We start from the raw sequence: 22,748 nt of genomic DNA, 5'->3' as shown, positions 1-22,748 counted from the left end.
CCTCTTGCCGTGCTCATGCCCGGCAGTGCTCCACGAACCGCCGGGCCACCCCGGGTGACGCCGCCCAGTGCGTGTGCAGGTAGCTCGCGTGCACACCCTGCTGGACGAAGCCCTCCACCCGGCGTTCCGGCTGGTGCATCCCCCAGGCAGGGGTGGCACCGGCACCGGGCTCCAGCACCGTCCGGTGGAACTCGTGCCCGCGCAGCCGGGTTCCCGCCGCCGCCAGCACGCTGTCGGACACCGCGACGGCCTGCCGGTAGCCGAGCGTCAGCCGTTCGGACATCCGGGCCGAGGCGTCCAGCACCCCGCACATCGGACGCCCGTCCAGCTCACGCGCCAGATACAGCAGCCCCGCGCACTCGGCCGCCACCGGGGCGCCGGACAGGGCGAGTTCGGTCACCGACCTGCGCAGCGGTTCGTTCGACGACAGCTCCGGCGCGTACATCTCGGGGAAGCCGCCACCGATGACCAGTCCCGCCGTCCCCGCGGGCAGCTTCTCGTCGTGCAACGGGTCGAAGACCACCACATCCGCTCCGGCGGCCGTCAGCAGCTCGGCATGCTCCGCGTACGCGAACGTGAACGCGGCCCCGCCCGCCACGGCCACCACCGGCCGCACCCCGTCGACGGAATGCCGCTCCGGCTCCCACACCTCGTCGGGCAGCGCGGGCGCCGAACGGGCCAGCGCCAGCAGGGCGTCCAGGTCGCAGCCCGCCCGTACGCGCTCCGCCATCGCCCGTACGGCGTCGACTGCCTCGGTCTGCCGCTCCGCCACCGGAACCAGACCCAGATGACGCGAAGGCGTGACCACCTGCGGCGCCCGCCGCAGGGCCCCCAGCACCGGCAGGCCCGTCTCCTCGAGCGCCTCCCGCAGGAGGGCCTCATGCCGGTCGGACGCCACCTTGTTGAGGATCACCCCGCCGATCCGCACCTCGGGATCCCAGGACGCGAAACCGTGCACGAGGGCAGCGACCGAACGGGACTGCGACGAGGCGTCGACGACGAGCACCACGGGAGCCCGGAGGAGCTTCGACACCTGGGCCGTGGAGGCGAGTTCACCCTGCCCCGAAGCGCCGTCGTACAGCCCCATCACGCCCTCGACGACCGCCAGGCCGGCACCGGCGGCACCGTGTGCGAACAGCGGGGCGATCAGCTCCGTACCGCACATGTACGCGTCCAGGTTGCGCCCCGGACGGCCGGTGGCCAGCGCGTGGTACCCCGGGTCGATGTAGTCCGGGCCCACCTTGTGCGGGGACACGGCGAGGCCGCGGCCCGCGAAGGCCGCCATCAGGCCCGTTGCGACCGTTGTCTTGCCGCTGTTGGAGGCCGGCGCGGCAATGACCAGACGAGGAACACTCACCACTCGATGCCCCTCTGGCCCTTCTGACCGGCGTCCATCGGGTGCTTGACCTTCGACATGTCGGTCACCAGATCGGCGGCCTCGATCAGCTTCGCGGGAGCGTTGCGCCCGGTGATCACGACATGCTGCGTCCCCGGACGGTCGCGCATCACCTCGACGACCTCGTCGGTGTCGATCCAGCCCCAGTGCATCGGATAGGCGAACTCGTCCAGCACGTACAGCTTGTACGTCTGAGCCGCCAGGTCGCGCTTGACCTGCTCCCAGCCCTCACGGGCCTTCTCCTCGTTGTCGGAGTTGTCGCCGTGGAGGCCACGCTGGACCCACGACCAGCCCTCGCCCATCTTGTGCCAGTCGACGGTGCCGCCCTCGCCGCTCGCCCCGAGCACCTTCAGCGCGTTCTCCTCGCCGACCTTCCACTTCGCCGACTTCACGAACTGGAACACCCCGATCGGCCAGCCCTGGTTCCAGGCCCGCAGCGCGAGCCCGAAGGCCGCCGTCGACTTGCCCTTGCCGATGCCCGTGTGGACGAAGAGGAGCGGACGGTTACGTCGCTGACGTGTCGTCAGTCCGTCGTCCGGCACCGATACAGGCTGTCCCTGTGGCATTACGCGGCCCTCCCGGCTGCTTGAACATCCTTGACCAGCCCGGCGATCGAGTCGGCGCGCAGTTCGTCGAGCGTGACCGCGCCGCCCCCCATGTCCCGGGCGAGCTGTGCGGCGAGCCCGAGGCGCACGTACCCCGACTCGCAGTCCACGACGACGGACGCCGTGCCCTCGGCGGCATGCAGCCGGCCGGCCCGCGCGGCCAGCGCCACCGGGTCCGGACCACCGGTCGCCCGGCCGTCCGTCACCACGACGAGCAGCGGCCGCCGGGACGGATCGCGCATCCGCTCCACCCGCAGGACGTCGTGCGCCCTCAGCAGGCCCGCGGCCAGCGGGGTGCGCCCACCGGTCGGCAGCGACTCCAGCCGCGCCGCCGCCGCGTCCACCGACGAGGTGGGCGGCAGTACGACCTCGGCATCCTTGCCGCGGAACGTCACCAGGCCCACCTTGTCCCGCCGCTGATAGGCGTCCAGCAGCAGCGACATCACGGCGCCCTTCACGGCGCTCATCCGCTGCCGGGCCGCCATCGACCCCGAGGCGTCCACCACGAAGAGCACCAGGTTTCCCTCGCGCCCCTCCCGCGTCGCCTGCCGCAGGTCGTCACGCCGTACGACGAGGCCCCGGCCGGACCGCCCGCGCGCCCGCTGGTGCGGCGCCGCCGCCTGCACGGTCGCCGCGAGGTGCAGCTTCGTCAGCGACCCCTGGGGCCGCCGCGCCCCCGTCGTGCGCCCGTGCTCGGTACGCGCCCGGGACCGCCGCCCGGCCGCGCCCTCGCCGAGACCGGGCACGCTGAGCATCTTCGTGCGGAACGGCTCCGAGGCGCGTACCGGCTGCTGCTCCCCGCCGCCGGCCGGCGCGGGCGCGTCGGGACGGCCGGATCCGGGACCGCTCTCCTCCTCGGGACCGCTCTCCGTGCCCGGTCCGTTCTCCGTGCCCGGACCGCCCTCCGCGTCGGGACCGCCGCCCTGAGGAGGCAGCCCGCCGCCACCCGGCCCGTCGGGATCCGGATCGTCGTCGCCCCCGTCCGCGTCGTCGGCCGCGTCCCTGAGGGTGTCGTCCAGCTTGTCCTCGTCCAGCCCGGGCGCGTCGAAGGGGTTCCGCCGCCGCCGGTGGGGGAGCGCAAGGAGCGCGGCCTGCCGCACGTCCTCGGCGGTGACCTCATCGCGCCCCGCCCACGCGGCCAGCGCCGTAGCGGTGCGGGCCATGACGATGTCGGCACGCATGCCGTCCACCTCGAAAGCCGCGCACGTCGCGGCGATCTGCCGCAACACACCGTCCCCGAGCACCACTTCGGGCAACAGGACACGCGCGGCGGCGATCCGCGCCCGCAACGCGCCCTCCTCCTGCGCCCACCGGGCGGCGAACCCGTCCGGATCGTCGTCGTACGCGAGCCGCCGCCGTACGACCTCGACCCGCTGGTCGGTGTCGCGGGAGGCAGCCACCTCGACGGTCAGCCCGAAGCGGTCCAGCAACTGCGGTCGCAGCTCGCCCTCTTCGGGGTTCATCGTCCCCACCAGCAGGAACCGCGCCGCATGCCGTACGGAGACACCTTCGCGCTCGACGTACGAGGCACCCATGGCCGCCGCGTCGAGCAGCAGGTCCACCAGGTGGTCGTGGAGCAGATTGACCTCGTCCACGTACAGGATCCCGCGGTGCGCGTCGGCGAGGAGCCCCGGTTCGAAGGCCTTCACCCCCTCCGAGAGCGCCCGCTCGATGTCCAGCGCACCCACGAGCCGGTCCTCGGACGCGCCGACGGGCAGCTCCACGGTCCGCGCGGCGCGCGACACGCCGGTCCCGGCCTCGTGGGGACCGTCGGGACACGCCGGGTCGGGCGCGACCGGATCGCACGAGAACCGGCACCCGGAGACCACGGACACCTCCGGCATGAGCGCGGCGAGCGCCCGCACGGCGGTGGACTTGGCGGTGCCCTTCTCGCCCCGCACGAGAACGCCGCCGACGGCCGGACTGACGGCGTTCAGCAACAGCCCGAGCCGCAGATCGTCCTGTCCGACGATGGCGGTGAAGGGATACGGGGTACTCACGGTGCCTCCTCTGTCACATGCACAATGGGTCCAGCCACATCAGGCGTTCGCTGCGCGTCCGGGGCGGAGCCCCGGCCTGGGGAAGGGACAGAAGCCCCAGCCCCCCGCGGCGCCCCGGGCGGCACGAACGGCAGCCCCGCCGGCGACCCCTCCTCGATCAGCCGCCACAGCGCATCCGTGTCCGCGTGCTCCTCGATCAGATCCCCCAGCCGGTCCAGCTGCTCCTCCCGCAGCTCCGCGAAACTCGTGTCCGGAGCCGCCACGAACCGCCGTCCGGCCGCCCGCGCCACCTCCGCCAGGAACCGCCGCCTGAACGCATCGCTCTCCAGCGACCCGTGCCAGTGCGTCCCCCACACGGCGCCCACCCGGCACCCGTCCAGGAACGGCTCGCCGCCGCGCACCTCGGCGACCCCGTGATGGATCTCGTACCCCTCCACGGGCTCTCCGAGCGCCGACCCGACAGGCCGGCCCAGCACCTTCTCCCGGCCGAACCGGATCCGCACCGGCAGCAGCCCCAGCCCGTCGACCAGCCCCGCCCGCGACTCCACCTCGTCCTCGATGGACTCACCGAGCACCTGGAACCCGCCGCAGATCCCCAGCACCGGAAGCCCCTCGGCGGCCCGCCGCAGCAGCGCGTCGGCCAGCCCCCGCTCGCGCAGCCACGCCAGCGCCTTCACCGTGCCGCGCGTACCGGGCACGATCACCAGGTCCGCGTCGGCGAGCTCCTCGGCCCGGTCCACGAACCGCACCACCACGCCCGGCTCGGCCGCCAGCGCGTCCACATCGGTGAAGTTCGACATCAGCGGCACGGCGCACACCGCGACCCTCAGGACGTCCTGCCCGTGGGGCGGCGCGACGACCGACTCCCGCACGGCGCCGCGCATCGACACCCGCAGCCCGTCCTCCTCGTCGATGCCGAGGCCGTGGGCGAACGGCAGCACCCCGTACGTACGGCGCCCGGTGAGCTCGTACAGCATGTCCAGGCCGGGCTCCAGCAGCGACACATCGCCGCGGAACTTGTTGACGAGGTACCCGGCGACCAGCGACTGGTCCTCGGCGCTCAGCAGCGCCGTCGTACCGAAGAACGAGGCGAACACCCCGCCCCGGTCGATGTCCCCGACGACCAGCACCGGGAAGCGGGCGGCACGCGCGATGCCCATGTTCACGATGTCCGTGCGCCGCAGATTGATCTCGGCCGGACTGCCCGCCCCCTCGCAGATCACGGCGTCATACGTGCCCCGGAGCTGCTCCAGACAGTCCACGACCGTCCCCAGCAGCGATTCCTGGCGCCCGCCGTGGTAGCCGCGCGCGCTCATCTCGCCGACCGGCTTCCCCATCAGGACGACCTGACTGGAGCGGTCACCGCCGGGCTTGAGCAGCACCGGATTCATGAGCACGCTCGGCTCCACCCGGGCGGCCTGCGCCTGCATCGCCTGGGCCCGGCCGATCTCCGCACCCTCGCGGGTCACGAACGAGTTCAGCGACATGTTCTGCGCCTTGAACGGCGCGACCTTCACCCCCCGGCGCACCAGCCACCGGCAGATACCCGCCGTGACGACGCTCTTGCCCGCGTCCGAGGTCGTCCCCGCGACCAGCAGCCCGCCGCCCTGTCCGCCGTTCATGCCCGGCCTCTCCTTCCCGAGGCCAGCCGCGCGGCCGCACACACGCCGAGGGCCAGCACACTCACACGGCGCGAAAGCCGCACCGCGCGTTCGATATCCGCTACGTGCACGTCCCGGCCGGTCGCCCCGTTGAGCACGGGCCGGTGCTCGACCCGCCCGCCGTACGCGAGGGTCCCGCCGAGGCGCACGCCGAGCGCACCCGCGAACGAGGCCTCCACCGGGCCCGCGTTGGGGCTCGGGTGCTTTCCCGCGTCGGCCCGCCAGGCCCGCACGGCCTCGCGCGGACGGCCGCCGGCGGCCACGGCGAGCACGGCGGTGAGGCGGGCACCGGGCCAGCCGGCGAGGTCGTCGAGACGGGCCGAGGCCCAGCCGTAGCGCCGGTGGCGCGGCGACCTGTGGCCGACCATGGCGTCGAGGGTGTTGACGGCCCGGAACCCGACGAGGCCCGGGACACCGCCGATGGCGCCCCACACCAGGGCGCCGACGACGGCGTCGGAGGTGTTCTCGGCGACCGACTCCACCACCGCGCGGGCGATCTGGGGTCCGTCGAGGGCCTGGGGGTCACGTCCGCAGAGGTGCGGCAGCCGCTCGCGGGCCACCTCGATGTCACCGGCGGCGAGCGCGCCGCCGATGGCGCGGGCCTCCCGCCCCAGCGACGTACCGCCGACGACGGACCAGGTGGCGGCGGCGGTCAGCGCCACGGCCGCGGCGGGACGGTTCCGTACGGCACGAGCGGCCAGCGCGGCGGCACCGGCGGCGCCCCCGGCGCAGACCAGCGCGTGCAGGGCGCCCCAGCCGCGGTGATCGCGCCACAGCCGGCTCTCGACGCCTGCCGCGGCCTGCCCGAAGGCGGCGACGGGGTGGCCCCGCCGGGGGTCACCGAGCAGCAGGTCGCCGATCAATCCGGCGGTGGCGCCGTACGCGAAGATGCGGTCGGCTCGCACGGTTCAGCCGGCCGTCGTGCCTCGAACGACCTTCGGAGCGGGTGACACAGGGACCGACGCACGGCAGCCAGGCATGGCAGATGTCCTTAACTCAGGGTCCGCGCCCTGGTTCGACGTGACCGGCGACGAGAGTCTCCTGGCTTCCGGATCCGCAGTTCCCCCGGCCTTCCAGTCCGTGCCGGACCGTGACTTCCGTGTGGGGGCCTGCTCCCCGGTGACAGTGGCGGGACCGCGCCGGATTCGCACCGGCTTCCTCTCCTGTCGCCGTAAATGGCACCGGCAGTCCACCACGCCCCGTGAACGCCCGTCAACCTGCCGTTGACCTGCGGGAGTGCAGTGTGCGCAGACGCACATCGGGCCGGACACACACGTGGTGTGTCCGGCCCGACGGGAGGAGACGGCGGCTCGGCGCCGGGGTGGTCAGACGACGATCAGATAGATCCCGTAGGCGACCGCCGCCGCGCACAGCCCGAAGCAGGCGTACGCGCCGGTGCGCGCCAGCGTGAGAGACCCTCCGGACTGCACCGCCGATGCCTGCTTGGAGAGGCCGATGATGCCGAGGGTGAAGAGGCCGACCAGTGCGACGGTGACCACGAGGCTGACGCCGAAGACGGAGGCGAGAGCTGCCCAGTCGATGTTCATACGGATCTGTCCTTACACCGTGGCCGGTCGGGCCGGGTCGGCCGGGGATCCGGCCGTCGGGGCCGGGGCCGGGATGGTGGTCTTGAGGTCCGGGACGCCGGAGCCGACGGGCGGCGGGCTGACGGCCGCGATGGCGGTGGTGACGACGCCCGCGGGCTCGGCGTCCGTCGCGTTGACGTTGGTGTGGTCGACCGGCTTGCGGCGCGACAGCAGCCAGATGGCAGCGGAGCCCGCGACGAGGAGCACGGCGACCACGCCGACACCCCAGGGGCCCTGCTTGGTGAGGAACTCCGCGCCCGCGCCGACCAGACCGGCGGCCGGCAGGGTCAGGCCCCAGGCGATGAACATGCGGGTGGCGGTGGACCAGCGGACCACGCCCCCCTTGCGTCCGAGACCGGCGCCCATCACGGCGCCGGAGCAGGACTGGGTGGTGGAGAGGGAGAAGCCGAGGTGCGAGGAGGCCAGGATGACCGTGGCCGCACTGGTCTGGGCGGCGAAGCCCTGCGGCGGCTTGAGCTCGGTGAGGCCGCTGCCCATGGTGCGGATGATGCGCCAGCCGCCGAGGTAGGTGCCCATCGCGATCGCGATACCGGCGGAGGCGATGACCCAGACCGGCGGGTTGGAGCCGGGGGCGAGCACGCCACCGGTGACCAGGGCCAGGGTGATGATGCCCATCGTCTTCTGGGCGTCGTTGGTGCCGTGGGCGAGCGAGACGAGACCCGCCGAGGCGATCTGTCCGGCCCGGTAGCCCTTGGCGGTCGACTTCAGCTGCGCCTCGTCGGTGACCTTCCGGTTGAGGCGGTACGTCAGCTTCGTGGCCAGCAGCGCGGCCAGGCCGGCGACGAGGGGGGCCGCGATCGCGGGCAGGAGGACCTTCGTGACGACGGTGCCGCCGTTGATCGAGGACCAGCCGGCCGACATCACCGCGGCGCCGATGAGGCCGCCGAAGAGTGCGTGGGAGGAACTGGAGGGCAGACCCACCAGCCAGGTCAGGAGATTCCACAGGATGGCGCCGACGAGCGCCGCGAAGATGACCTCGGTTCTGAGGCCGTTCTCGTTGATGATCCCGCCGGAGATCGTCTTGGCGACCTCCACCGACAGGAACGCGCCGACGAGGTTGAGAACGGCGGACATGGCCACCGCTGTCTTGGGCTTGAGGGCGCCGGTCGAGATGGTGGTGGCCATCGCGTTGGCGGTGTCGTGGAAACCGTTCGTGAAATCGAACACGAGAGCTGTCACGATCACGATCGCGAGCAGCAGCGTGATGTGTTCCATTTACCCAGGCAATCGTTCGACGTCAGTGGCTGTAGGAACGTAAGCAACCTGGGTGAACGGAAGATGAACTGGGCAGGGCGGTGCGGTGACTCCAAGCGCGAACAGGCATTCCGCTTGTGTGCGCCGAGGGCGGTTGCACCGGCCCGCGGCGGTGCGGGAACCGGCCTTCGCCGGGTTCCGCACCGCATCTGGTCTGCCGCATTTGCCCCATTGGAGAGACATCGGTCACGTGCTTCGCGACGGCTTCGCCCGACAGGTCCTGGCGGGACCCCGCGGACCCGGCGTGATCCGGACGCAGGCCCCTAGGATCGCCGCATGAATGATCAGGACCGGGACGCGATCGAGCGGGCATGGGACGGCGTCGTCGCGACGGCCCGCAGGACGGCCGCGGACGGACTCGTCGTCGGCACCTCGGGCAACGTGTCGGCACGGGTCGGCGAAATCGTCCTGGTCACCCCCAGCGGAGTGCCCTACGACCGGCTGGGCCCCGGGGACGCGGTCGGCGTCGACCTCGAAGGGCGCCAGGTCCTCGGGACCATGACCCCGACCAGCGAGCTCCCCCTCCACCTGGCCGTCTACGGCAACAGCGACGCCGCCGCCGTCGTCCACACGCACGCGGTGCACGCCACGGCCGTCTCCACCCTCGTCGACGAGGTCCCGCTGGTGCACTACGCCGCCGCCATGCTCGGCGGCCCCGTCCGTACCGCCGCCTACGCCCGGTACGGGACGCGGGAGCTTGCCGGGAACATGCTCACCGCCCTGCGCGACCGCACCGGCTGCCTGCTGCAGAACCACGGAACGGTCACCTACGGCGACACCCTCGACGAGGCCTACGACCGCACCGCCCAGCTCGAATGGATGTGCAGGCTCTGGCTCACCGCGAGCTCCGTGCCCGGCCGCCACCCGTCCCTGCTCTCGCGCGCCCAGCTGAGCGACGTACAGGACGCCCTGAAGGGGTACGGCCAGCCCGGCTGAGCCCGGGGCCGGCACCGTACGGCCCCGTCCCACTGGCAGCCCGCGCCGTAGCCCAGGACACTGGAGCCGTGCGCCCGGCAACAGCGACGGCAGCAGCCGTCTCCACGATCCTCGGCGTCGGAGCGGCAGCGGTCGCGGCCGGCCGGTACGCCAGCGACGCCGCCCTCGGGGCCCCGTCGCCACGCCCCTTCCCCGGAGACCGCAGACTCACGGTGCACGCCACCGCGCCCGGGCAGGTCACCCTGACCCGCTCCTTCGCCGCGCTGCGCCCCGGCACGTACGGACTGGTGGGCCGCGACGTCCACGCGATCGTCGGCCCGGTCGTCGAGCAGGCACCGCACGACTCCGCCGACACCGTCGTGCGCAGGCTGGAACGCGTCACCCGGGGCAGCCTGGAACCGGGCGCCAAGGTCCGCCTCACCCCCGTGCTCCACAGCGGCGACCCGCTCGGCGCACTCGGCCTCGCGTACAAGGAGGTCGAGGTCCCCGGCGAGCTGGGCGCCCTGCCCGCCTGGTTCCTCCCCGGCGCACGCGACACCTGGGTCATCACCGTGCACGGCCTCGGCACCACCCGCGAACACCCCCTGAACGTGACGGGATTCCTGCAGGAGCAGCAGTTCCCGGTGCTCGACCTCGCCTACCGCGGTGACGCCGGCGCACCCCGCTCGCCGGACGGGCTCGGCCACCTCGGCGAGTCCGAGTGGCGCGACCTCGACGCTGCCATCCGGCACGCCGTGCGCTACGGGGCCGAGCGCGTCGTCGTCCACGGCTGGTCCACCGGCGCCACGATGGCCCTGCACGCCGCCGTCAACTCCGCGCTCCGCGACCGCATCAGCGGTCTCGTCCTGGACTCCCCGGTCCTGGACTGGAAGGTCACCCTCCGCGCCCTGGCCGCTGCCCACGGCATCCCCGCCGCACTCCTGCCCCTTGCCGTCCGGGCCGCCCAGGGCCAGACCGGACTGCGCGGCGCCCCGCTCCTGGAGACCTCCGTACCGATCGCGCTGCACGCCCCCACGCTGATCTTCCACGGCCCCGACGACACGCTGGCGCCCTGGCAGCCGTCCCGGGAACTGGCCGCACTGCGTCCCGACCTGGTCACCCTGCACCCCGTGACGCAGGCTCCGCATGCGGCGATGTGGAATGCCGATCCGGCACGCTACGAAGAGGCCCTCAGGCGCTTCCTCACGCCCCTGATGTGAGCTGATGGGGTGGATCGGCCCGGTTGGTGACCGGGTCCGAAACCTTCCCGTAGCCATGGGATCCGGCTTCCGTTTGGGCTTTCGGGCCGTCAGAGGCAAGACTGCTCCCGTGACGTCCCGTACCCCGCGCGACTCCAGGCTGCGACTTGTCCGCCCGCGACCCCTTGCCACCGCCCGCAAGGCCGTGACCACCCGGCGCACCAGGCCGGCCCCCCGCCCACCCGAGGGCACACCGCCTCCTGCGGAACTGGCGCGCCAGGCCAGGGCCGTGCTCGCCCACGCCGTTCGGATCGCCCACTGGGCCGCCGACGGCGCGAGCCCGGGGGCGGCCCCGCTCGCCACCCAGGCCCTGGAACGGGCCGCGGCGGCGCTGGAACTGTCGCCCGCCCAGATACAGACCGGCTGGGACCGGGCCAGGCTGGCCGGGCTGATCGAACTCCACGGCGACACCGCGCGCCCCGGCTGGAGGCTGCGCGCCTGGGACCGGGACGACTCCGCCGTGCTCCGCGGCTGGGTGGCGCTCTTCGACGCCTGGTCGCTCGTCCACGCCGCACCCGAAGGCATCGAGGCCACCGCGGTCGCCGAAGCCGTCGAGGCGGTGCCCCAGGTGCTCTCGCTCCTGCAGCTCTCCGCCGGCCCCGTCACCGTGCCCGCCCTCCTCGACCTCCTCGGCCAGCGCGTCGCGGAACTCCACGAGGAGCGGTGCGAGGTGCCCTACGGGCCGCCGCAGCAGCCCGCACCCGGCAGCCCCGCGACCGGGCAGCCCGAGGACCTGAACGCGCTCCTGCTCGACTGGGCCCTCGAAGGCCTCGCCGCCGTCGGCGCGCTGACGCTCGGAGCCGGACAGGCCACGCTCACCCCTCTCGGCAACTGGGCGGTCTGGGTCAAGCTCGAACAGATCTGTGTCGCCGCCCAGAGCCCGGCCGGAAACATCGAGCAGTCCGCTGCCGACATGCTGCTCGGCTGCGCCCGGCTCACCCCCGGGCCTGCCCGCGTCGAGTACCGGGCCTGGCTCGCCGCCCGGACCGTCGGCAGCGCGGTGACCGAACTGCTCGCCGTCGCCCGCGGCGAGGACGCCCTGCTGCGCGGTCTCGCCTTCGAGGCGCTGCGTGTCGTCGGTGCTCCCGCGGAGCCCGTGGTGCGCACCGTCGTCAGCGAACCACCGCTGCGTCCGTACGCCCTGCTCTGGCTCGCCGAGTACGAGGGCGCCGACCCCGACGACGCCCAGGACGTCCTCAGCCGCGAGGAAGCCACCTGGCTCTGGATCGACACCGCGGCGGCGGTCGCGGATCACGGCGAGACCGGCCTGCTGGTCCGCCATCTCGACTCCGCCGTCCAGGGCACGGTCCCGGCCCTGCTCGACGAGGTCCGGGCGGTCGGACACCCGCGCACCGTGCAGGTGCTGGTCGCCCTGGCCGCCGCCCACCCCGACCCGGCCCTCGCCAAGGCCGTGCGCCGGGCGGCGTTCCAGGTGCACACCGGCGGCGCCTGAGCACGGAGCGCGAAACCCCGGGGGTGGCGGTCAGCCCGCCGACCCCGGGGCGTACGTCCCGAAGCTCCAGACGTTGCCCTCCGCGTCCCGCGCCATGTAGTCACGCGAGCCGTAGTCCTGGTCGGTGGGCGGCATCAGGATCTCCACGCCGTGCTCCACGGCCCGCGCGTGGTGCTCGTCCACCTCGTCCACGACGACGTACACCCCCGCGGGTCCCGCCCCCGCCATCGCCTTGGCAAACACGCCCTCGCCCCCCTTGGAGCCGAGCATCACCCTGCCGTTGCCGCAGGACAGCTCGGCATGCAGGACGCTGCCGTCCTTTCCCTCGTACACCGCCTCCTCCGTGAAACCCAGGGCCCCGGTCAGCGTCCTGATCGCGGCCTTCGCGTCGTCGTACAGAACCGTCGGATAGATCGTCGGTACACCGCCGGCGCCTGCCATCGCGCTCACCCTCTTCCAGCCGTTCCCACCGGTTCGCTGTGATCTGCGTCTCAGTCTTCCACCGGGCACCGACAGTGCGCCCCCGCAGGGCGGCGGTTCAGCGGAAGGTGTTGCAGCGGCTCGGGTCCCCGGTGCGGAATCCGGTGGTGAACCACTGCCGGCGCTGCTCCGACGAGCCGTGTGTCCACGACTCCGGGTTCACGCTCCCCTGGAACCTCTCCTGGATCCGGTCGTCGCCGACCGCCGCCGCGGCGTCCAGGCCGTCCCGGATGTCCGCCTCCGTCAGCTCGGTGATCAGGGGGCGCCCCGACTCGGCGGGCGTGGTGGTCGCGTGGTTCGCCCACACCCCGGCGTAGCAGTCCGCCTGCAGCTCCACCTTCACGGAATTGCTGTCGGCGCCCTGCCGCCCGTCCTGCGCCCTGGCCAGCGTGCCCAGCTGGTTCTGTACGTGGTGGCCGTACTCGTGGGCGACGACGTACGCCTCGGCGAACGGCCCGCCGCTCGATCCGAACGTCGTGCGCAGTTCGTCGAAGAACCCCAGGTCCAGATAGACCTGCCGGTCACCCGGGCAGTAGAACGGCCCGACCGCCGAGGTGGCCGACCCGCACGCGGTGCCGATCCGGTCGCTGAACAGGACGGTCCGCGCCGGCGTGTACGTCTCGCCGCTCCGGGTGAACTCCTGGCGCCAGTAGTCCTGCACGCTGTTGACCACCGCCACGGTCCGGCAGTCGTCCCTGGTGTTCGCGTCCTCGCCCGTCAGGCAGCTCTGCTGGACCTGGGCGGCGGACGACGCGGTCGCGGTCGTGTCGGGGTCGCCCGAGGAGAGTCCGAGCTGGTCCGGGCCGACGCCGAAGAAGAGCCCCAGGACCAGCGCGATGATGCCGACGATGCCGCCGCCCATGGTGGCCCTGCCGCCCGGGATCCGGCTGCCGCGCACATCCTGGACCTCGGATGTGTCCAGGTCGGCGTCGTCGTCGAACTGCATGGGGCGCACCACCCTCTGCTCCGGCACGGCACCCTTGCCGTCCTGCGCCGAGTATCGGACAGTTCGGCAGGGGATGCCCTTTTATGTGACGCGCCGTGGTCAGAGGGTGTCAGGCCGGAAGCACGCGGAAAACCAGGTGGACACCGCCAGTAGAATGAGCTCCATGGCAATTCTCCTTGTGCATTAGACGGCGTCGAGTCGTGAGTCCGTTACCGTCCCTCCGCCGTCCATACCGCCCTGGAGTTTTTCCGTGATCACCGCTTCCGGCATCGAGCTGCGCGCCGGCGCCCGCATCCTCATCGAGTCCGCCTCCTTCCGCATCGCCAAGGGCGACCGCATCGGTCTGGTCGGCCGTAACGGAGCGGGCAAGACGACCCTCACCAAGTGCCTCGCCGGTGAGGGAACCCCGGCCGGCGGCACCATCACGCGCTCGGGCGAGGTCGGCTACCTCCCGCAGGACCCGCGCACCGGCGACCTCGAGGTCCTGGCCCGCGACCGCATCCTCTCCGCCCGCGGACTCGACGAGATCCTGCGCAAGATGCGGGAGAACGAGGAGCGGATGGCGAACGGCCAGGGTGCCACCCGCGAGAAGGCGATGAAGAAGTACGAGCGCCTGGAGACGGAGTTCCTCACCAAGGGCGGATACGCCGCCGAGGCCGAGGCCGCCACCATCGCCGCCGCGCTCAGCCTGCCCGACCGGGTGCTCGGCCAGCCCCTGCACACGCTCTCCGGTGGTCAGCGCCGCCGTGTCGAGCTCGCCCGCATCCTGTTCTCGGACGCCGACACCCTGCTCCTCGACGAGCCCACCAACCACCTGGACGCGGACTCGATCGTCTGGCTGCGCGACTACCTCAAGACCTACCGCGGCGGCTTCATCGTGATCTCCCACGATGTCGAGCTCGTCGAGACGGTGGTCAACAAGGTCTTCTACCTCGACGCCAACCGCGCGCAGATCGACGTCTACAACATGGGCTGGAAGCTCTACCAGCAGCAGCGCGAGGCGGACGAGAAGCGCCGCAAGCGCGAGCGCCAGAACGCTGAGAAGAAGGCCGCGACACTCAACGCGCAGGCCGACAAGATGCGCGCCAAGGCCACCAAGACCGTCGCCGCGCAGAACATGGCCAAGCGCGCCGACCGGCTGCTCTCGGGTCTGGAGGCCGTCCGGGTCTCCGACAAGGTCGCCAAGCTGCGCTTCCCCGACCCCTCGCCCTGCGGCAAGACCCCGCTGATGGCGGAAGGCCTCTCCAAGTCGTACGGGTCGCTCGAGATCTTCACCGACGTCGACCTCGCCATCGACAAGGGCTCCCGCGTCGTCATCCTCGGCCTCAACGGTGCGGGCAAGACCACGCTGCTGCGCCTCCTCGGCGGTGCCGAGAAGCCCGACACCGGCGACATCATCGAGGGGCACGGGCTCAAGCTCGGCTACTACGCCCAGGAGCACGAGACCCTCGACCCGGACCGCACCGTCCTGGAGAACATGCGCTCCGCGGCGCCCGACCTCGACCTCGTCGCGGTCCGCAAGACGCTCGGCTCCTTCCTCTTCTCGGGCGACGACGTCGACAAGCCCGCGGGAGTGCTCTCCGGCGGTGAGAAGACCCGGCTCGCCCTGGCGACCCTCGTCGTCTCCTCCGCCAACGTGCTGCTCCTCGACGAGCCGACGAACAACCTCGACCCGGCCAGCCGCGAGGAGATCCTCGGCGCGCTGCGCACGTACAAGGGCGCCGTCGTGCTCGTCACCCACGACGAGGGCGCCGTCGAGGCGCTCCAGCCGGAGCGGATCATCCTGCTGCCCGACGGGGTCGAGGACCTCTGGGGTGCGGACTACCGCGACCTGGTCGCCCTGGCCTGATCCCGGGGGACCGGTCGTCCAGGCCCGGTCCCGCCGCGATTCCGGCGATCCACTGCGTCTGGATCATTCGGCCTACGTGTGATCCATCATCTGGGTGAGCGGGTCTCGTACCCCGGCGCGGCGTCCGGCAGATGCCTGCCAGGGGCACCCATTTGGGGCGACTCACCCCGTACGGCCCTGACCTGGCCGTTCTTCCGGACAGCCGCCCCGTGGGCCTCCACAACCCCTCGGAATGCTGGATTCCACTTGTGTCTCCCCGCTCCAGGACCCGGAAACCTGTCGGACGGACCTTGCCGAATGGGTGGCCAGGAAGCCCAGGAGGGGTGATCATGAGAGTCCAGAGCGCACTTCCTTGAGGAGGCACGGGTGGCCGAGACTCTGAAGAAGGGCAGCCGGGTAACCGGCGCCGCGCGCGACAAGCTCGCGGCAGACCTGAAGAAGAAGTACGACTCCGGTGCGAGCATCCGGGCGCTGGCCGAGGAAACCGGCCGCTCCTACGGGTTCGTCCACCGGATGCTCAGTGAGTCCGGAGTGACGCTGCGGGGACGCGGCGGAGCTACTCGAGGCAAGAAGGCCGCTACGGCCTGACGGCGGGCAGCGGTCCGGGGGCAGGCGTATGCCGACCCCCGGGGCTCACCGGAACACCGGGTGGCCACCCGGCCGATCGTCAGGTCGTCCGGGTGGTTACTGTTCAGTACTTGCCAGTAAGTGCTGACTGCACCCGATCCGGAGGCGCCCCATGACCTCGCTCGACTCTGTGCTCGACAAGGACGGCGTACGGCTCACCGTCGATGACGCGGTTGCCACGGTGACGCTCACCAACCCGGCCAAGCGCAACGCTCAGTCTCCCGCTCTGTGGCGGGCGTTGGCAGAGGCCGGACGGGTACTGCCCGGCAACGTGCGGGTCGTCGTGCTGCGTGGCGAGGGCAAGTCCTTCTCCGCGGGCCTCGACCGGCAGGCGTTCACCCCCGAGGGGTTCGACGGTGAGCCGTCCTTCCTCGACATGGCGCGCGGATCCGAGGCCGACCTCGACGCGACCATCGCCGAGTACCAGGAGGGGTTCACCTGGTGGCGCCGCAACGACATCGTGTCGATCGCGGCCGTCCAGGGTCACGCGATCGGCGCCGGCTTCCAGCTCGCCCTCGCCTGCGACCTCCGGATCGCCGCCGAGGACGTGCAGTTCGCCATGCGCGAGACCGGTCTCGGTCTCGTTCCCGACCTCACGGGCACCCACCCCCTGGTGAACCTCGTGGGGTACGCCCGCGCGCTCGAGATCTGCGCCACCGGCCGCTTCGTGCACGCCGAGGAGGCCGAGCGCACCGGCCTCGCCAACCTCGTGGTCCCCGCCGACCAGCTGGACGCGGCAGCCCGCGACCTGGCCGCCGCACTGCTCGCCGCCCCGCGCGACGCGCTCGTCGAGACCAAGGCCCTGCTCAGCGGCGCCGTCTCCCGCACGTACGAGGAGCAGCGCACCGCCGAGCGTGCCGCACAGGGCCGCCGGCTGCGTGACCTCGCCGGCGTCACCGACTGAACCGCCCCGACGACGACCACTGACCCCGTCCCTGCCCGGGGCGGGGTCAGCCCTGCTCCACCACGGCCGTCACCAGTACGGCGACGGACGGCCTGCCCTCCACGGCAAAGGCCACCGCCTCGCGCACGGCCTGCGCCACATCGAGCGCACGGTGGTCCCCGGCCGTTGCCAGCTCCACCCGGACATGATCCGGACCCGTGTGCACCGCGCTGCCCAGCACTCGCGTCAGCGAGACCACCCCGGGCACCCCGGCGGCCGCGGTCCCCGCCACCCCGTCCGGCTCGGTCGCACGCACCTCGGCCGGCGGTACCACGGCGGGCTCGGGCTCCTCGTCCAGCAGTTCCGTCACCCGAAGGTCCACCTCGGTGACGTCCAGGCCCAGTCGTGCGGACGCCGCGACGAGCAATGCGGAACGGAGCGCGTCGGCGGTGACATGCAGCGGACGCTGCGCCGTCGTGGAGAAGCCCGCCTCGATCCGCAGCGGCCCCGGCGGCAGCGCGCTGGGCGGAGGGGGCATCACCGGCTCGGGCGCGCCGTCCGTGTCGGACCCGGCGATCCGGAGCCGCCCCAGCACGGCCCCCGATCCGGTCGCGGCCTCCCGCAGCACGGACGCCGCCGCCCGTTCCGCGATCCAGGTCCCGTCGGCCGGGCCGCCCAGAGGGAGCAACCGGCCGAGGTCCAGCCGTTGCCGTACCGCAGCGGTCCATCCGTCGGCCCGGTGCGGGCTGTCAGCCGTTGTCATTGCCCCAGCCTGCCGCATCCACGGCGCGGGACGGGGAAAGCGCACTTAATGTGGGCAACGGAAGTCAGATCCTGCCCCGAAGGGAAGAGCGGCGATGACCGAGACCCCACAGCGCAACCGGCCCGATGACCCCGGCGGGGACGACGGCAGGAAGAGTCCGCTCACCAAGCGCGGCGGGGGAGCCCCCGCCACCCGCGGCCGCACGACGATCGCCGACGGTGTGGTCGAGAAGATCGCCGGAATGGCCGCGCGCGATGTCGTGGGCGTCCACGCGATGGGCAGCGGCTTCTCCCGGACCTTCGGGGCGGTACGCGACCGGGTGCCGGGCGGAGGCAAGTCCGTGACCCGCGGCGTCAAGGCGGAGGTCGGCGAGTCCCAGACCGCTCTCGACCTGGAGATCGTCGTCGACTACGGCGTATCGATCGCCGACGTGGCCCGCGATGTGCGTGAGAACGTCGTCGCCGCCGTCGAGCGCATGACCGGCCTCGAAGTCGTCGAGGTCAACATCGCGGTCAGCGATGTCAAACTGCCCGACGAGGAGGACGAGCCCGAGCCCGAGCCACGTCTGCAGTAGACCTCCCTTCCCCATGAGGCAGTTGAGGAGCGCACGATGAGCATGGCTGTCGCCGGCCTGTTGGCCGGCATGGCGCTCGGTTTCGCCGGATACTTCGGCGGGTTCGGGGCCTTTCTCCTGGTGGCCGCCCTGGGTGCGGTCGGCTTCATCGCCGGCCGGTTCCTCGACGGCGACCTTGAACCCGGCGACTTCTTCCGCAGTCGCGAGCGCGGCGACCGGCGACGGTGACGGCGGTGACCGACCGGGTCGCGGCCGCGGAGCGCGGGCAGACCCGGATCGCCGACCGGGTCGTCGCGAAGATCGCCGCGCAGGCCGCGAAGGAGGCCGTCGACGCGCCTCCCGAGGACGGCGCGCCTCCGAGCGCCACGGTCACCGTGCTCCGGGACACCGCCCGGGTGCGGGTCAGCCTCGAGCTCGGATACCCCAGCGACATCGGCGCTCAGTGCGGGGCGGTGCGTCGCCGTGTCGTCGAGCGGGTAGAAGCACTGGCGGGCATGGAGGTGCCCGAAGTTGCCGTGCAGATCGAGCGGCTGCATCCCGTGGGAGCGGGCGCCAGGCCGGAGGGGAGCATCCGATGAGCGAGCCCCAGGACCCGGAGAACAGCACGCAGCGGCTGCCCGCCGCGGAGTCCGCGGCACCCACGGGCGTACTCGACATGGACCAGTCCGCGTCGGGCTCCTCCTACGATCCCGTTCCCGTGCCCGACCGGCCCGGCGGCCACGCCGGCCGGTTCCGGTCCGAGCGCCGGATCCCCGCCACGCTCGTCGGCCTGGTGGTCCTCGGCGGCACCGGGCTCCTGCTCTACGACATCGCGGCGGTACGGACCGGCCACCCGGCCATGCAGTGGCGGCGCTCGCTCGCCGACGAACTGGCGACCCGTCACCTCGACGACGTCTGGGTGCTGGCGGGCTCCGCGGCGGCAGCGGCCATCGGCCTGTGGCTGATCTGGCTGGCCCTCACACCCGGACTGCGCGCGCTGCTGCCGATGCGCCGGGACCACACCGGAATCCGTGCCGCACTCGACCGGAAGGCCGCCGGCCTGGTCCTGCGCGACCGGGCCGTGGAGGTGTCCGGTGTGCAGTCCGTACGGGTCCGGACGGGACGCCACAAGGTGGCCGTGCGCGCCGTGTCGCACTTCCGTGAACTCGACGACGTCCGCAACGACCTGGACACCGCGCTGGGCGCGGGAATCAAGGAGCTGGGCCTGGCCAGGCCGCCGCGCCTGTCCGTTCACGTCCGCAGGGCGGCGAAGAAGGGGTGAACCGCGTGATCGGAACCGTCAACCGGGTGCTGCTCGCCCTGGCCGGGCTGGTCCTCCTCGTCGTGGGCGGGGCCGTCCTGGCGACGGGGCTCGGTATGTCCGTGCCGTCCTGGTGGCCCTTCGACGGCAAGGACGACGTGCTGCTCAGCCGGGGCGACCGGGACCGCTGGCGGGACGAGGGCTGGTGGTGGCCGGCCGTCATCGCGGGTCTGGCCGTCCTGGTGGTCCTCGCCCTGTGGTGGCTGCTCGCCCAACTGCGCCGCGGCCGCCTCACCGAGGTGCTCGTCGACAGCGGCGACGGCCAGGGCGCGCTCCTGCGGGGCAGGGCCCTGGAGGGTGTGCTCGCCAACGAGGCACGCACCCTGGACGGGGTGTCCGACGCCAAGGTCGTGCTGACCGGCCGGCGCACCGCCCCGCAGGCCCGGATCCGGCTTCTGCTGGAGCCGCACGCAGCCCCGGACCAGGCACTGCGAGGTCTTGCCGACGAGGCACTGGCCCACGCGCGCACCTCGGCGGGACTGGACGAGCTCCCCGCCGAGGTACGGCTCAAGGCGGTCAAGCACGCTGCGGAGCGGGTGAGCTGACGGCGTCGTCGGCTCCGGACCGTCAGAAGCCGTGCCGGGCGCCGCCGTCGACGGGCACCATGATGCCCGTCAGATACGAGGCGGCAGGGGAGAGCAGGAAGGCCGAGGTCCTCCCGAACTCCTCCGGGGTGCCGTAGCGGCGCAGCGGGATGCGCGCCTCGTTGGCCCTGCGGGACGCCTCCGCGTCGCCGGACAGGGCGTCCAGCTCGCGCACCCGGTCCGTATCGATCCGGGACGGCAGCACCCCGACGACCCTGATCCCCTGCGGGCCCAGCTCGTCGGCGAGGGACTTGGCGAAGCCTGCGAGGCCCGGGCGCAGGCCGTTGGAGATGGTGAGCCCGGCAATCGGCTCGTGCACCGACGCGGACAGGACGAAACCGATGACGCCGCCCTCACCCAGCGCGGCAGCCGCCGTACGGGCCAGTCGTACGGCACCGAGGAAGACCGACTCGAACGCGGTCTGCCACTGATCGTCCGTGTTGTCGGCGGCGAAGCCGGGTGCGGGCCCGCCGACGCTGATCAGGATGCCGTCGAGCCTGCCGAAGCGTTCCTTCGCGGCGTCCACGAGGTGTTGCGCGGCTGTCGGGTCGGCGTTGTCGGCGACGAGGCCGAGGGCGCCGGGCCCCAGGTCCTCGGCGGCCGCAGTGACCCCCTTCTCGTCCCGGCCGGAGATGATCACCTTCGCGCCGTCGGCGACCAGTGCGTGCGCGGTCGCACGGCCCAGCCCACGGGTCGCACCGGTGACGATGTAGACGCGGTCCTTCAGTCCAAGATCCATGGCCCTATCCTGCCGCGTCCTGCCGGGCGAGGTCGACCGCGCTGTTCACCAGCCCGATATGGCTGAACGCCTGCGGGTAGTTGCCGAGCTGGCGCCCGGCCACCGTGTCGTACTCCTCGGCCAGCAGCCCCACGTCGTTGCGCAGCTCCAGCAGCCGTTCGAACAGTTCCTCGGCGTCGTCCGTCCTGCCGATCCGCAGCAGCGCGTCCACCAGCCAGAACGAGCAGGCGATGAACGCGCCTTCGTCGCCGGGCAGACCGTCCACCGAAGGTCCCTCGGTGCTGTAGCGGCGGATCAGACCGTCCCGGGCGAGCCCGTGCCGTACGGCATCGACCGTGCCGATGACCCGGGGGTCGTCGGGAGGCAGGAAGCCGGTCCGCACGATGAGCAGCGTGGCGGCGTCGAGCTCCTGGGAGCCGTAGTACTGGGTGAACGTATTGCGTACGGGGTCGTAGCCCTTCTCGCAGACCTCCGCGTGCACGGCGTCCCGCATCGCCCGCCAGCGGTCCGCGTCGCCCGGCAGCTCGGGGTTCTCCTCCAGGCTGAGCACCGCGCGGTCGGCGGCCACCCAGGCCATCACCTTGGAGTGCACGAAGTGGCGGCGCTGCCCGCGGATCTCCCACAGGCCCTCGTCCGGTTCGCGCCAGGTGGATTCCAGGAAGCCGAGCAGGCTGAGCTGCAGGTTCCAGGCGTGCGGCTTGCTGTCGAGTCCGGCCTCGTGGGCCACCCTGAGCGAGTCGATGACCTCGCCGTACACGTCGAGCTGCCGCTGCCGGACCGCCGCGTTGCCCGTACGCACCGGCCGGGAGTGTTCGTAACCGCTCAGCCACGGCAGCTCGGTCTCGGGGAGTCTGCGCTCGCCCGAGAGGCCGTACATGATCTGCAGGTCCGCCGGGTCACCGGCGACGGCCCGCAGCAGCCAGTCCCGCCAGGCCGCGGCCTCCTCCAGGTAGCCGGCCGCGACCATCGCGGCCAGGGTGAGGGTGGAGTCCCGCAGCCAGCAGTAGCGGTAGTCCCAGTTCCGTACACCGCCGATCTCCTCCGGCAGCGAGGTGGTGAGGGCCGCGACGATCCCGCCGGTGGGCGCGTAGGTGAGGGCCTTGAGGGTGATCAGGGAGCGGAGCACGGCTTCCCGGTGCCTGCCCTGGTAGGTACAGCGCGCCGACCACTTCGCCCAGTCGGTGAGGGTGTGCTTCAGCGCCTTGTGCGGATCGATCAGCTTCGGACGCGGGGCGTGCGAGGGATGCCAGGTGAGGACGAACGCCACCTTCTCCCCCTCGGAGACGGTGAACGAGGAGCAGGTGCTGTACTGCTGGCCCCAGGTCTTGACCGGCGGCTCGCTGCGCAGCCAGACGGAGTCGGGCCCCGCGACGGCCACCCGGTGGCCGTGCGAGCGGCGCATCCACGGCACCACGGAACCGAAGTCGAAGCGCAGCCGCAGGACGGAGCTCATGTCGACACTGCCGCTGACCCCCTCGACGATGCGCATGACGTCGGGCGCCTTGTCGCGCTGCGGCATGAAGTCGATGACCTTGACCGTGCCCGTCCTGGTCTCCCAGAACGTCTCCAGGACCAGGGAGTCGGCCACGTACGCGCGCCGGGTGCAGGTGTCGTCGCTGCTCGTGCCCTGGGGGGCGATGCGCCAGTGGCCGTTGTCCTCGTCGCCGAGAAGGGCGGCGAAGCAGGCGCCCGAGTCGAAGCGGGGCAGGCACAGCCAGTCGACAGAACCGTTCCTGCCGACCAGGGCGGCGGTCTGGAGATCGCCGATGAGTGCGTAGTCCTCGATACGTGGGGTCACGCTCTGGCGTCTTCCCGAACCTGGGCCCCGTTAAGCAGCCCTGCCGGGCCCAACA

The 22,748-nt window shown here is 72.4% G+C and carries 23 protein-coding genes and 1 riboswitch; of the genes, 11 read left to right on the top strand and 12 right to left on the bottom strand.

Features of this window, described 5'->3' with window-relative positions; all coding sequences use genetic code 11:
• Nucleotides 1-13: 13 nt before the first annotated feature.
• From ACFQ6X_RS21990 to ACFQ6X_RS21960, 7 genes are all read right to left on the bottom strand, one after another.
• Nucleotides 14-1,360, bottom strand: coding sequence for a cobyrinate a,c-diamide synthase (locus ACFQ6X_RS21990; protein WP_383183842.1), 1,347 nt, complete (start codon nt 1,358-1,360; stop codon nt 14-16).
• Nucleotides 1,354-1,962, bottom strand: a complete 609-nt coding sequence (gene cobO, locus ACFQ6X_RS21985; RefSeq protein WP_329212427.1) for a cob(I)yrinic acid a,c-diamide adenosyltransferase — start codon at nt 1,960-1,962, stop codon at nt 1,354-1,356. The genes ACFQ6X_RS21990 and cobO overlap by 7 nt, the downstream gene beginning before the upstream one ends.
• The gene (locus tag ACFQ6X_RS21980; protein WP_383183840.1) at nt 1,962-4,001 is read right to left on the bottom strand and encodes a putative cobaltochelatase; all 2,040 of its coding nucleotides are present in this window, start codon (nt 3,999-4,001) and stop codon (nt 1,962-1,964) included. Before ACFQ6X_RS21980 ends, cobO begins: the two co-directional genes overlap by 1 nt.
• Nucleotides 3,998-5,623, bottom strand: a complete 1,626-nt coding sequence (locus tag ACFQ6X_RS21975) for a cobyric acid synthase (RefSeq protein WP_383183838.1) — start codon at nt 5,621-5,623, stop codon at nt 3,998-4,000. Before ACFQ6X_RS21975 ends, ACFQ6X_RS21980 begins: the two co-directional genes overlap by 4 nt.
• Nucleotides 5,620-6,567, bottom strand: a complete 948-nt coding sequence (locus ACFQ6X_RS21970) for a cobalamin biosynthesis protein (protein WP_383183836.1) — start codon at nt 6,565-6,567, stop codon at nt 5,620-5,622. Before ACFQ6X_RS21970 ends, ACFQ6X_RS21975 begins: the two co-directional genes overlap by 4 nt.
• Nucleotides 6,568-6,696: 129 nt before the next feature.
• Nucleotides 6,697-6,824: riboswitch (cobalamin riboswitch) on the bottom strand.
• Between the two features lie 163 nt (nt 6,825-6,987).
• On the bottom strand, nt 6,988-7,209 hold the full coding sequence (locus tag ACFQ6X_RS21965) for a hypothetical protein (RefSeq protein ID WP_329212435.1): 222 nt from the start codon (nt 7,207-7,209) through the stop codon (nt 6,988-6,990).
• Between the two features lie 12 nt (nt 7,210-7,221).
• Nucleotides 7,222-8,484: an anion permease gene (locus tag ACFQ6X_RS21960; RefSeq protein ID WP_383183834.1), complete on the bottom strand. Its 1,263-nt coding sequence runs from the start codon at nt 8,482-8,484 to the stop codon at nt 7,222-7,224.
• Between the two features lie 315 nt (nt 8,485-8,799).
• Between ACFQ6X_RS21960 and ACFQ6X_RS21955 the strand changes: the two genes are divergently transcribed.
• The 3 genes from ACFQ6X_RS21955 (at nt 8,800) to ACFQ6X_RS21945 (ending at nt 12,150) form a co-directional block, all read left to right on the top strand.
• On the top strand, nt 8,800-9,459 hold the full coding sequence (locus ACFQ6X_RS21955; RefSeq protein ID WP_383183832.1) for a class II aldolase/adducin family protein: 660 nt from the start codon (nt 8,800-8,802) through the stop codon (nt 9,457-9,459).
• Nucleotides 9,460-9,527: 68 nt separating this feature from the next.
• On the top strand, nt 9,528-10,658 hold the full coding sequence (locus ACFQ6X_RS21950) for an alpha/beta hydrolase (protein ID WP_383183830.1): 1,131 nt from the start codon (nt 9,528-9,530) through the stop codon (nt 10,656-10,658).
• A 184-nt stretch (nt 10,659-10,842) separates the two neighbouring features.
• Nucleotides 10,843-12,150, top strand: coding sequence for a hypothetical protein (locus tag ACFQ6X_RS21945; protein WP_383184002.1), 1,308 nt, complete (start codon nt 10,843-10,845; stop codon nt 12,148-12,150).
• Nucleotides 12,151-12,180: 30 nt separating this feature from the next.
• Here the strand turns inward: ACFQ6X_RS21945 and ACFQ6X_RS21940 are convergent, their stop codons facing one another.
• Nucleotides 12,181-12,591 (bottom strand): VOC family protein, encoded by a 411-nt coding sequence (locus ACFQ6X_RS21940; protein ID WP_383183828.1) that lies wholly within the window; start codon nt 12,589-12,591, stop codon nt 12,181-12,183.
• A 97-nt stretch (nt 12,592-12,688) separates the two neighbouring features.
• The gene (locus tag ACFQ6X_RS21935) at nt 12,689-13,576 is read right to left on the bottom strand and encodes a neutral zinc metallopeptidase (protein ID WP_383183826.1); all 888 of its coding nucleotides are present in this window, start codon (nt 13,574-13,576) and stop codon (nt 12,689-12,691) included.
• A gap of 250 nt (nt 13,577-13,826) precedes the next feature.
• On the opposite strand from ACFQ6X_RS21935, the gene ACFQ6X_RS21930 reads away from it, so the two are divergent.
• The 3 genes from ACFQ6X_RS21930 to ACFQ6X_RS21920 all read left to right on the top strand — a co-directional run bounded on the left by ACFQ6X_RS21930 (nt 13,827) and on the right by ACFQ6X_RS21920 (nt 16,956).
• Nucleotides 13,827-15,425, top strand: a complete 1,599-nt coding sequence (locus tag ACFQ6X_RS21930; protein WP_329212447.1) for an ABC-F family ATP-binding cassette domain-containing protein — start codon at nt 13,827-13,829, stop codon at nt 15,423-15,425.
• 366 nt (nt 15,426-15,791) lie between these two features.
• Complete coding sequence (locus tag ACFQ6X_RS21925) at nt 15,792-16,013, top strand: helix-turn-helix domain-containing protein (RefSeq protein ID WP_018518904.1); 222 nt, start codon at nt 15,792-15,794, stop codon at nt 16,011-16,013.
• A gap of 151 nt (nt 16,014-16,164) precedes the next feature.
• A complete protein-coding gene (locus ACFQ6X_RS21920) occupies nt 16,165-16,956 on the top strand; it encodes an enoyl-CoA hydratase/isomerase family protein (protein WP_383183823.1) in 792 nt (263 codons plus the stop codon).
• Nucleotides 16,957-17,002: 46 nt separating this feature from the next.
• Here the strand turns inward: ACFQ6X_RS21920 and ACFQ6X_RS21915 are convergent, their stop codons facing one another.
• On the bottom strand, nt 17,003-17,698 hold the full coding sequence (locus ACFQ6X_RS21915; protein WP_383183821.1) for a hypothetical protein: 696 nt from the start codon (nt 17,696-17,698) through the stop codon (nt 17,003-17,005).
• 94 nt (nt 17,699-17,792) lie between these two features.
• Between ACFQ6X_RS21915 and ACFQ6X_RS21910 the strand changes: the two genes are divergently transcribed.
• From ACFQ6X_RS21910 to amaP, 5 genes are read left to right on the top strand one after another with little or no spacing between them, the layout of a single operon-like run.
• Nucleotides 17,793-18,272, top strand: a complete 480-nt coding sequence (locus ACFQ6X_RS21910; RefSeq protein WP_383183819.1) for an Asp23/Gls24 family envelope stress response protein — start codon at nt 17,793-17,795, stop codon at nt 18,270-18,272.
• 36 nt (nt 18,273-18,308) lie between these two features.
• On the top strand, nt 18,309-18,500 hold the full coding sequence (locus ACFQ6X_RS21905) for a hypothetical protein (RefSeq protein WP_383183817.1): 192 nt from the start codon (nt 18,309-18,311) through the stop codon (nt 18,498-18,500).
• Nucleotides 18,497-18,850, top strand: a complete 354-nt coding sequence (locus tag ACFQ6X_RS21900) for a hypothetical protein (protein ID WP_383183815.1) — start codon at nt 18,497-18,499, stop codon at nt 18,848-18,850. Before ACFQ6X_RS21905 ends, ACFQ6X_RS21900 begins: the two co-directional genes overlap by 4 nt.
• Nucleotides 18,847-19,533, top strand: coding sequence for a DUF6286 domain-containing protein (locus tag ACFQ6X_RS21895; protein WP_383183813.1), 687 nt, complete (start codon nt 18,847-18,849; stop codon nt 19,531-19,533). Before ACFQ6X_RS21900 ends, ACFQ6X_RS21895 begins: the two co-directional genes overlap by 4 nt.
• Before the next feature lie 5 nt (nt 19,534-19,538).
• Nucleotides 19,539-20,117 carry an alkaline shock response membrane anchor protein AmaP gene (gene amaP / locus ACFQ6X_RS21890; RefSeq protein WP_383183811.1) on the top strand — a complete coding sequence of 193 codons (579 nt, stop codon included), beginning with the start codon at nt 19,539-19,541 and terminating at the stop codon, nt 20,115-20,117.
• Between the two features lie 22 nt (nt 20,118-20,139).
• Here amaP and ACFQ6X_RS21885 read toward each other — a convergent pair whose 3' ends face one another.
• Nucleotides 20,140-20,895 (bottom strand): SDR family oxidoreductase, encoded by a 756-nt coding sequence (locus tag ACFQ6X_RS21885; protein WP_383183809.1) that lies wholly within the window; start codon nt 20,893-20,895, stop codon nt 20,140-20,142.
• Between the two features lie 4 nt (nt 20,896-20,899).
• Nucleotides 20,900-22,693 carry a glycoside hydrolase family 15 protein gene (locus ACFQ6X_RS21880; protein WP_383183807.1) on the bottom strand — a complete coding sequence of 598 codons (1,794 nt, stop codon included), beginning with the start codon at nt 22,691-22,693 and terminating at the stop codon, nt 20,900-20,902.
• Between the last annotated feature and the right edge of the window lie 55 nt (nt 22,694-22,748).

The sequence above is a fragment of the Streptomyces sp. NPDC056452 genome (assembly GCF_042796085.1).
Lineage (GTDB): Bacteria > Actinomycetota > Actinomycetes > Streptomycetales > Streptomycetaceae > Streptomyces.
Note: the sequence above shows the minus strand (reverse complement) of the source record. Positions and strands in the feature narration are given on the sequence as shown.

Bases quoted from the DNA above. Each gene is read 5' to 3' on its own strand.
- cobO (WP_329212427.1), bottom strand. From the start codon at position 1,962: ATGCCACAGGGACAGCCTGTATCGGTGCCGGACGACGGACTGACGACA.
- ACFQ6X_RS21975 (WP_383183838.1), bottom strand. From the start codon at position 5,623: ATGAACGGCGGACAGGGCGGCGGGCTGCTGGTCGCGGGGACGACCTCG.
- ACFQ6X_RS21965 (WP_329212435.1), bottom strand. From the start codon at position 7,209: ATGAACATCGACTGGGCAGCTCTCGCCTCCGTCTTCGGCGTCAGCCTC.
- ACFQ6X_RS21960 (WP_383183834.1), bottom strand. From the start codon at position 8,484: ATGGAACACATCACGCTGCTGCTCGCGATCGTGATCGTGACAGCTCTC.
- ACFQ6X_RS21955 (WP_383183832.1), top strand. From the start codon at position 8,800: ATGAATGATCAGGACCGGGACGCGATCGAGCGGGCATGGGACGGCGTC.
- ACFQ6X_RS21940 (WP_383183828.1), bottom strand. From the start codon at position 12,591: ATGGCAGGCGCCGGCGGTGTACCGACGATCTATCCGACGGTTCTGTAC.
- ACFQ6X_RS21935 (WP_383183826.1), bottom strand. From the start codon at position 13,576: ATGCAGTTCGACGACGACGCCGACCTGGACACATCCGAGGTCCAGGAT.
- ACFQ6X_RS21920 (WP_383183823.1), top strand. From the start codon at position 16,165: ATGACCTCGCTCGACTCTGTGCTCGACAAGGACGGCGTACGGCTCACC.
- ACFQ6X_RS21915 (WP_383183821.1), bottom strand. From the start codon at position 17,698: ATGACAACGGCTGACAGCCCGCACCGGGCCGACGGATGGACCGCTGCG.
- ACFQ6X_RS21910 (WP_383183819.1), top strand. From the start codon at position 17,793: ATGACCGAGACCCCACAGCGCAACCGGCCCGATGACCCCGGCGGGGAC.
- ACFQ6X_RS21905 (WP_383183817.1), top strand. From the start codon at position 18,309: ATGAGCATGGCTGTCGCCGGCCTGTTGGCCGGCATGGCGCTCGGTTTC.
- ACFQ6X_RS21895 (WP_383183813.1), top strand. From the start codon at position 18,847: ATGAGCGAGCCCCAGGACCCGGAGAACAGCACGCAGCGGCTGCCCGCC.
- ACFQ6X_RS21885 (WP_383183809.1), bottom strand. From the start codon at position 20,895: ATGGATCTTGGACTGAAGGACCGCGTCTACATCGTCACCGGTGCGACC.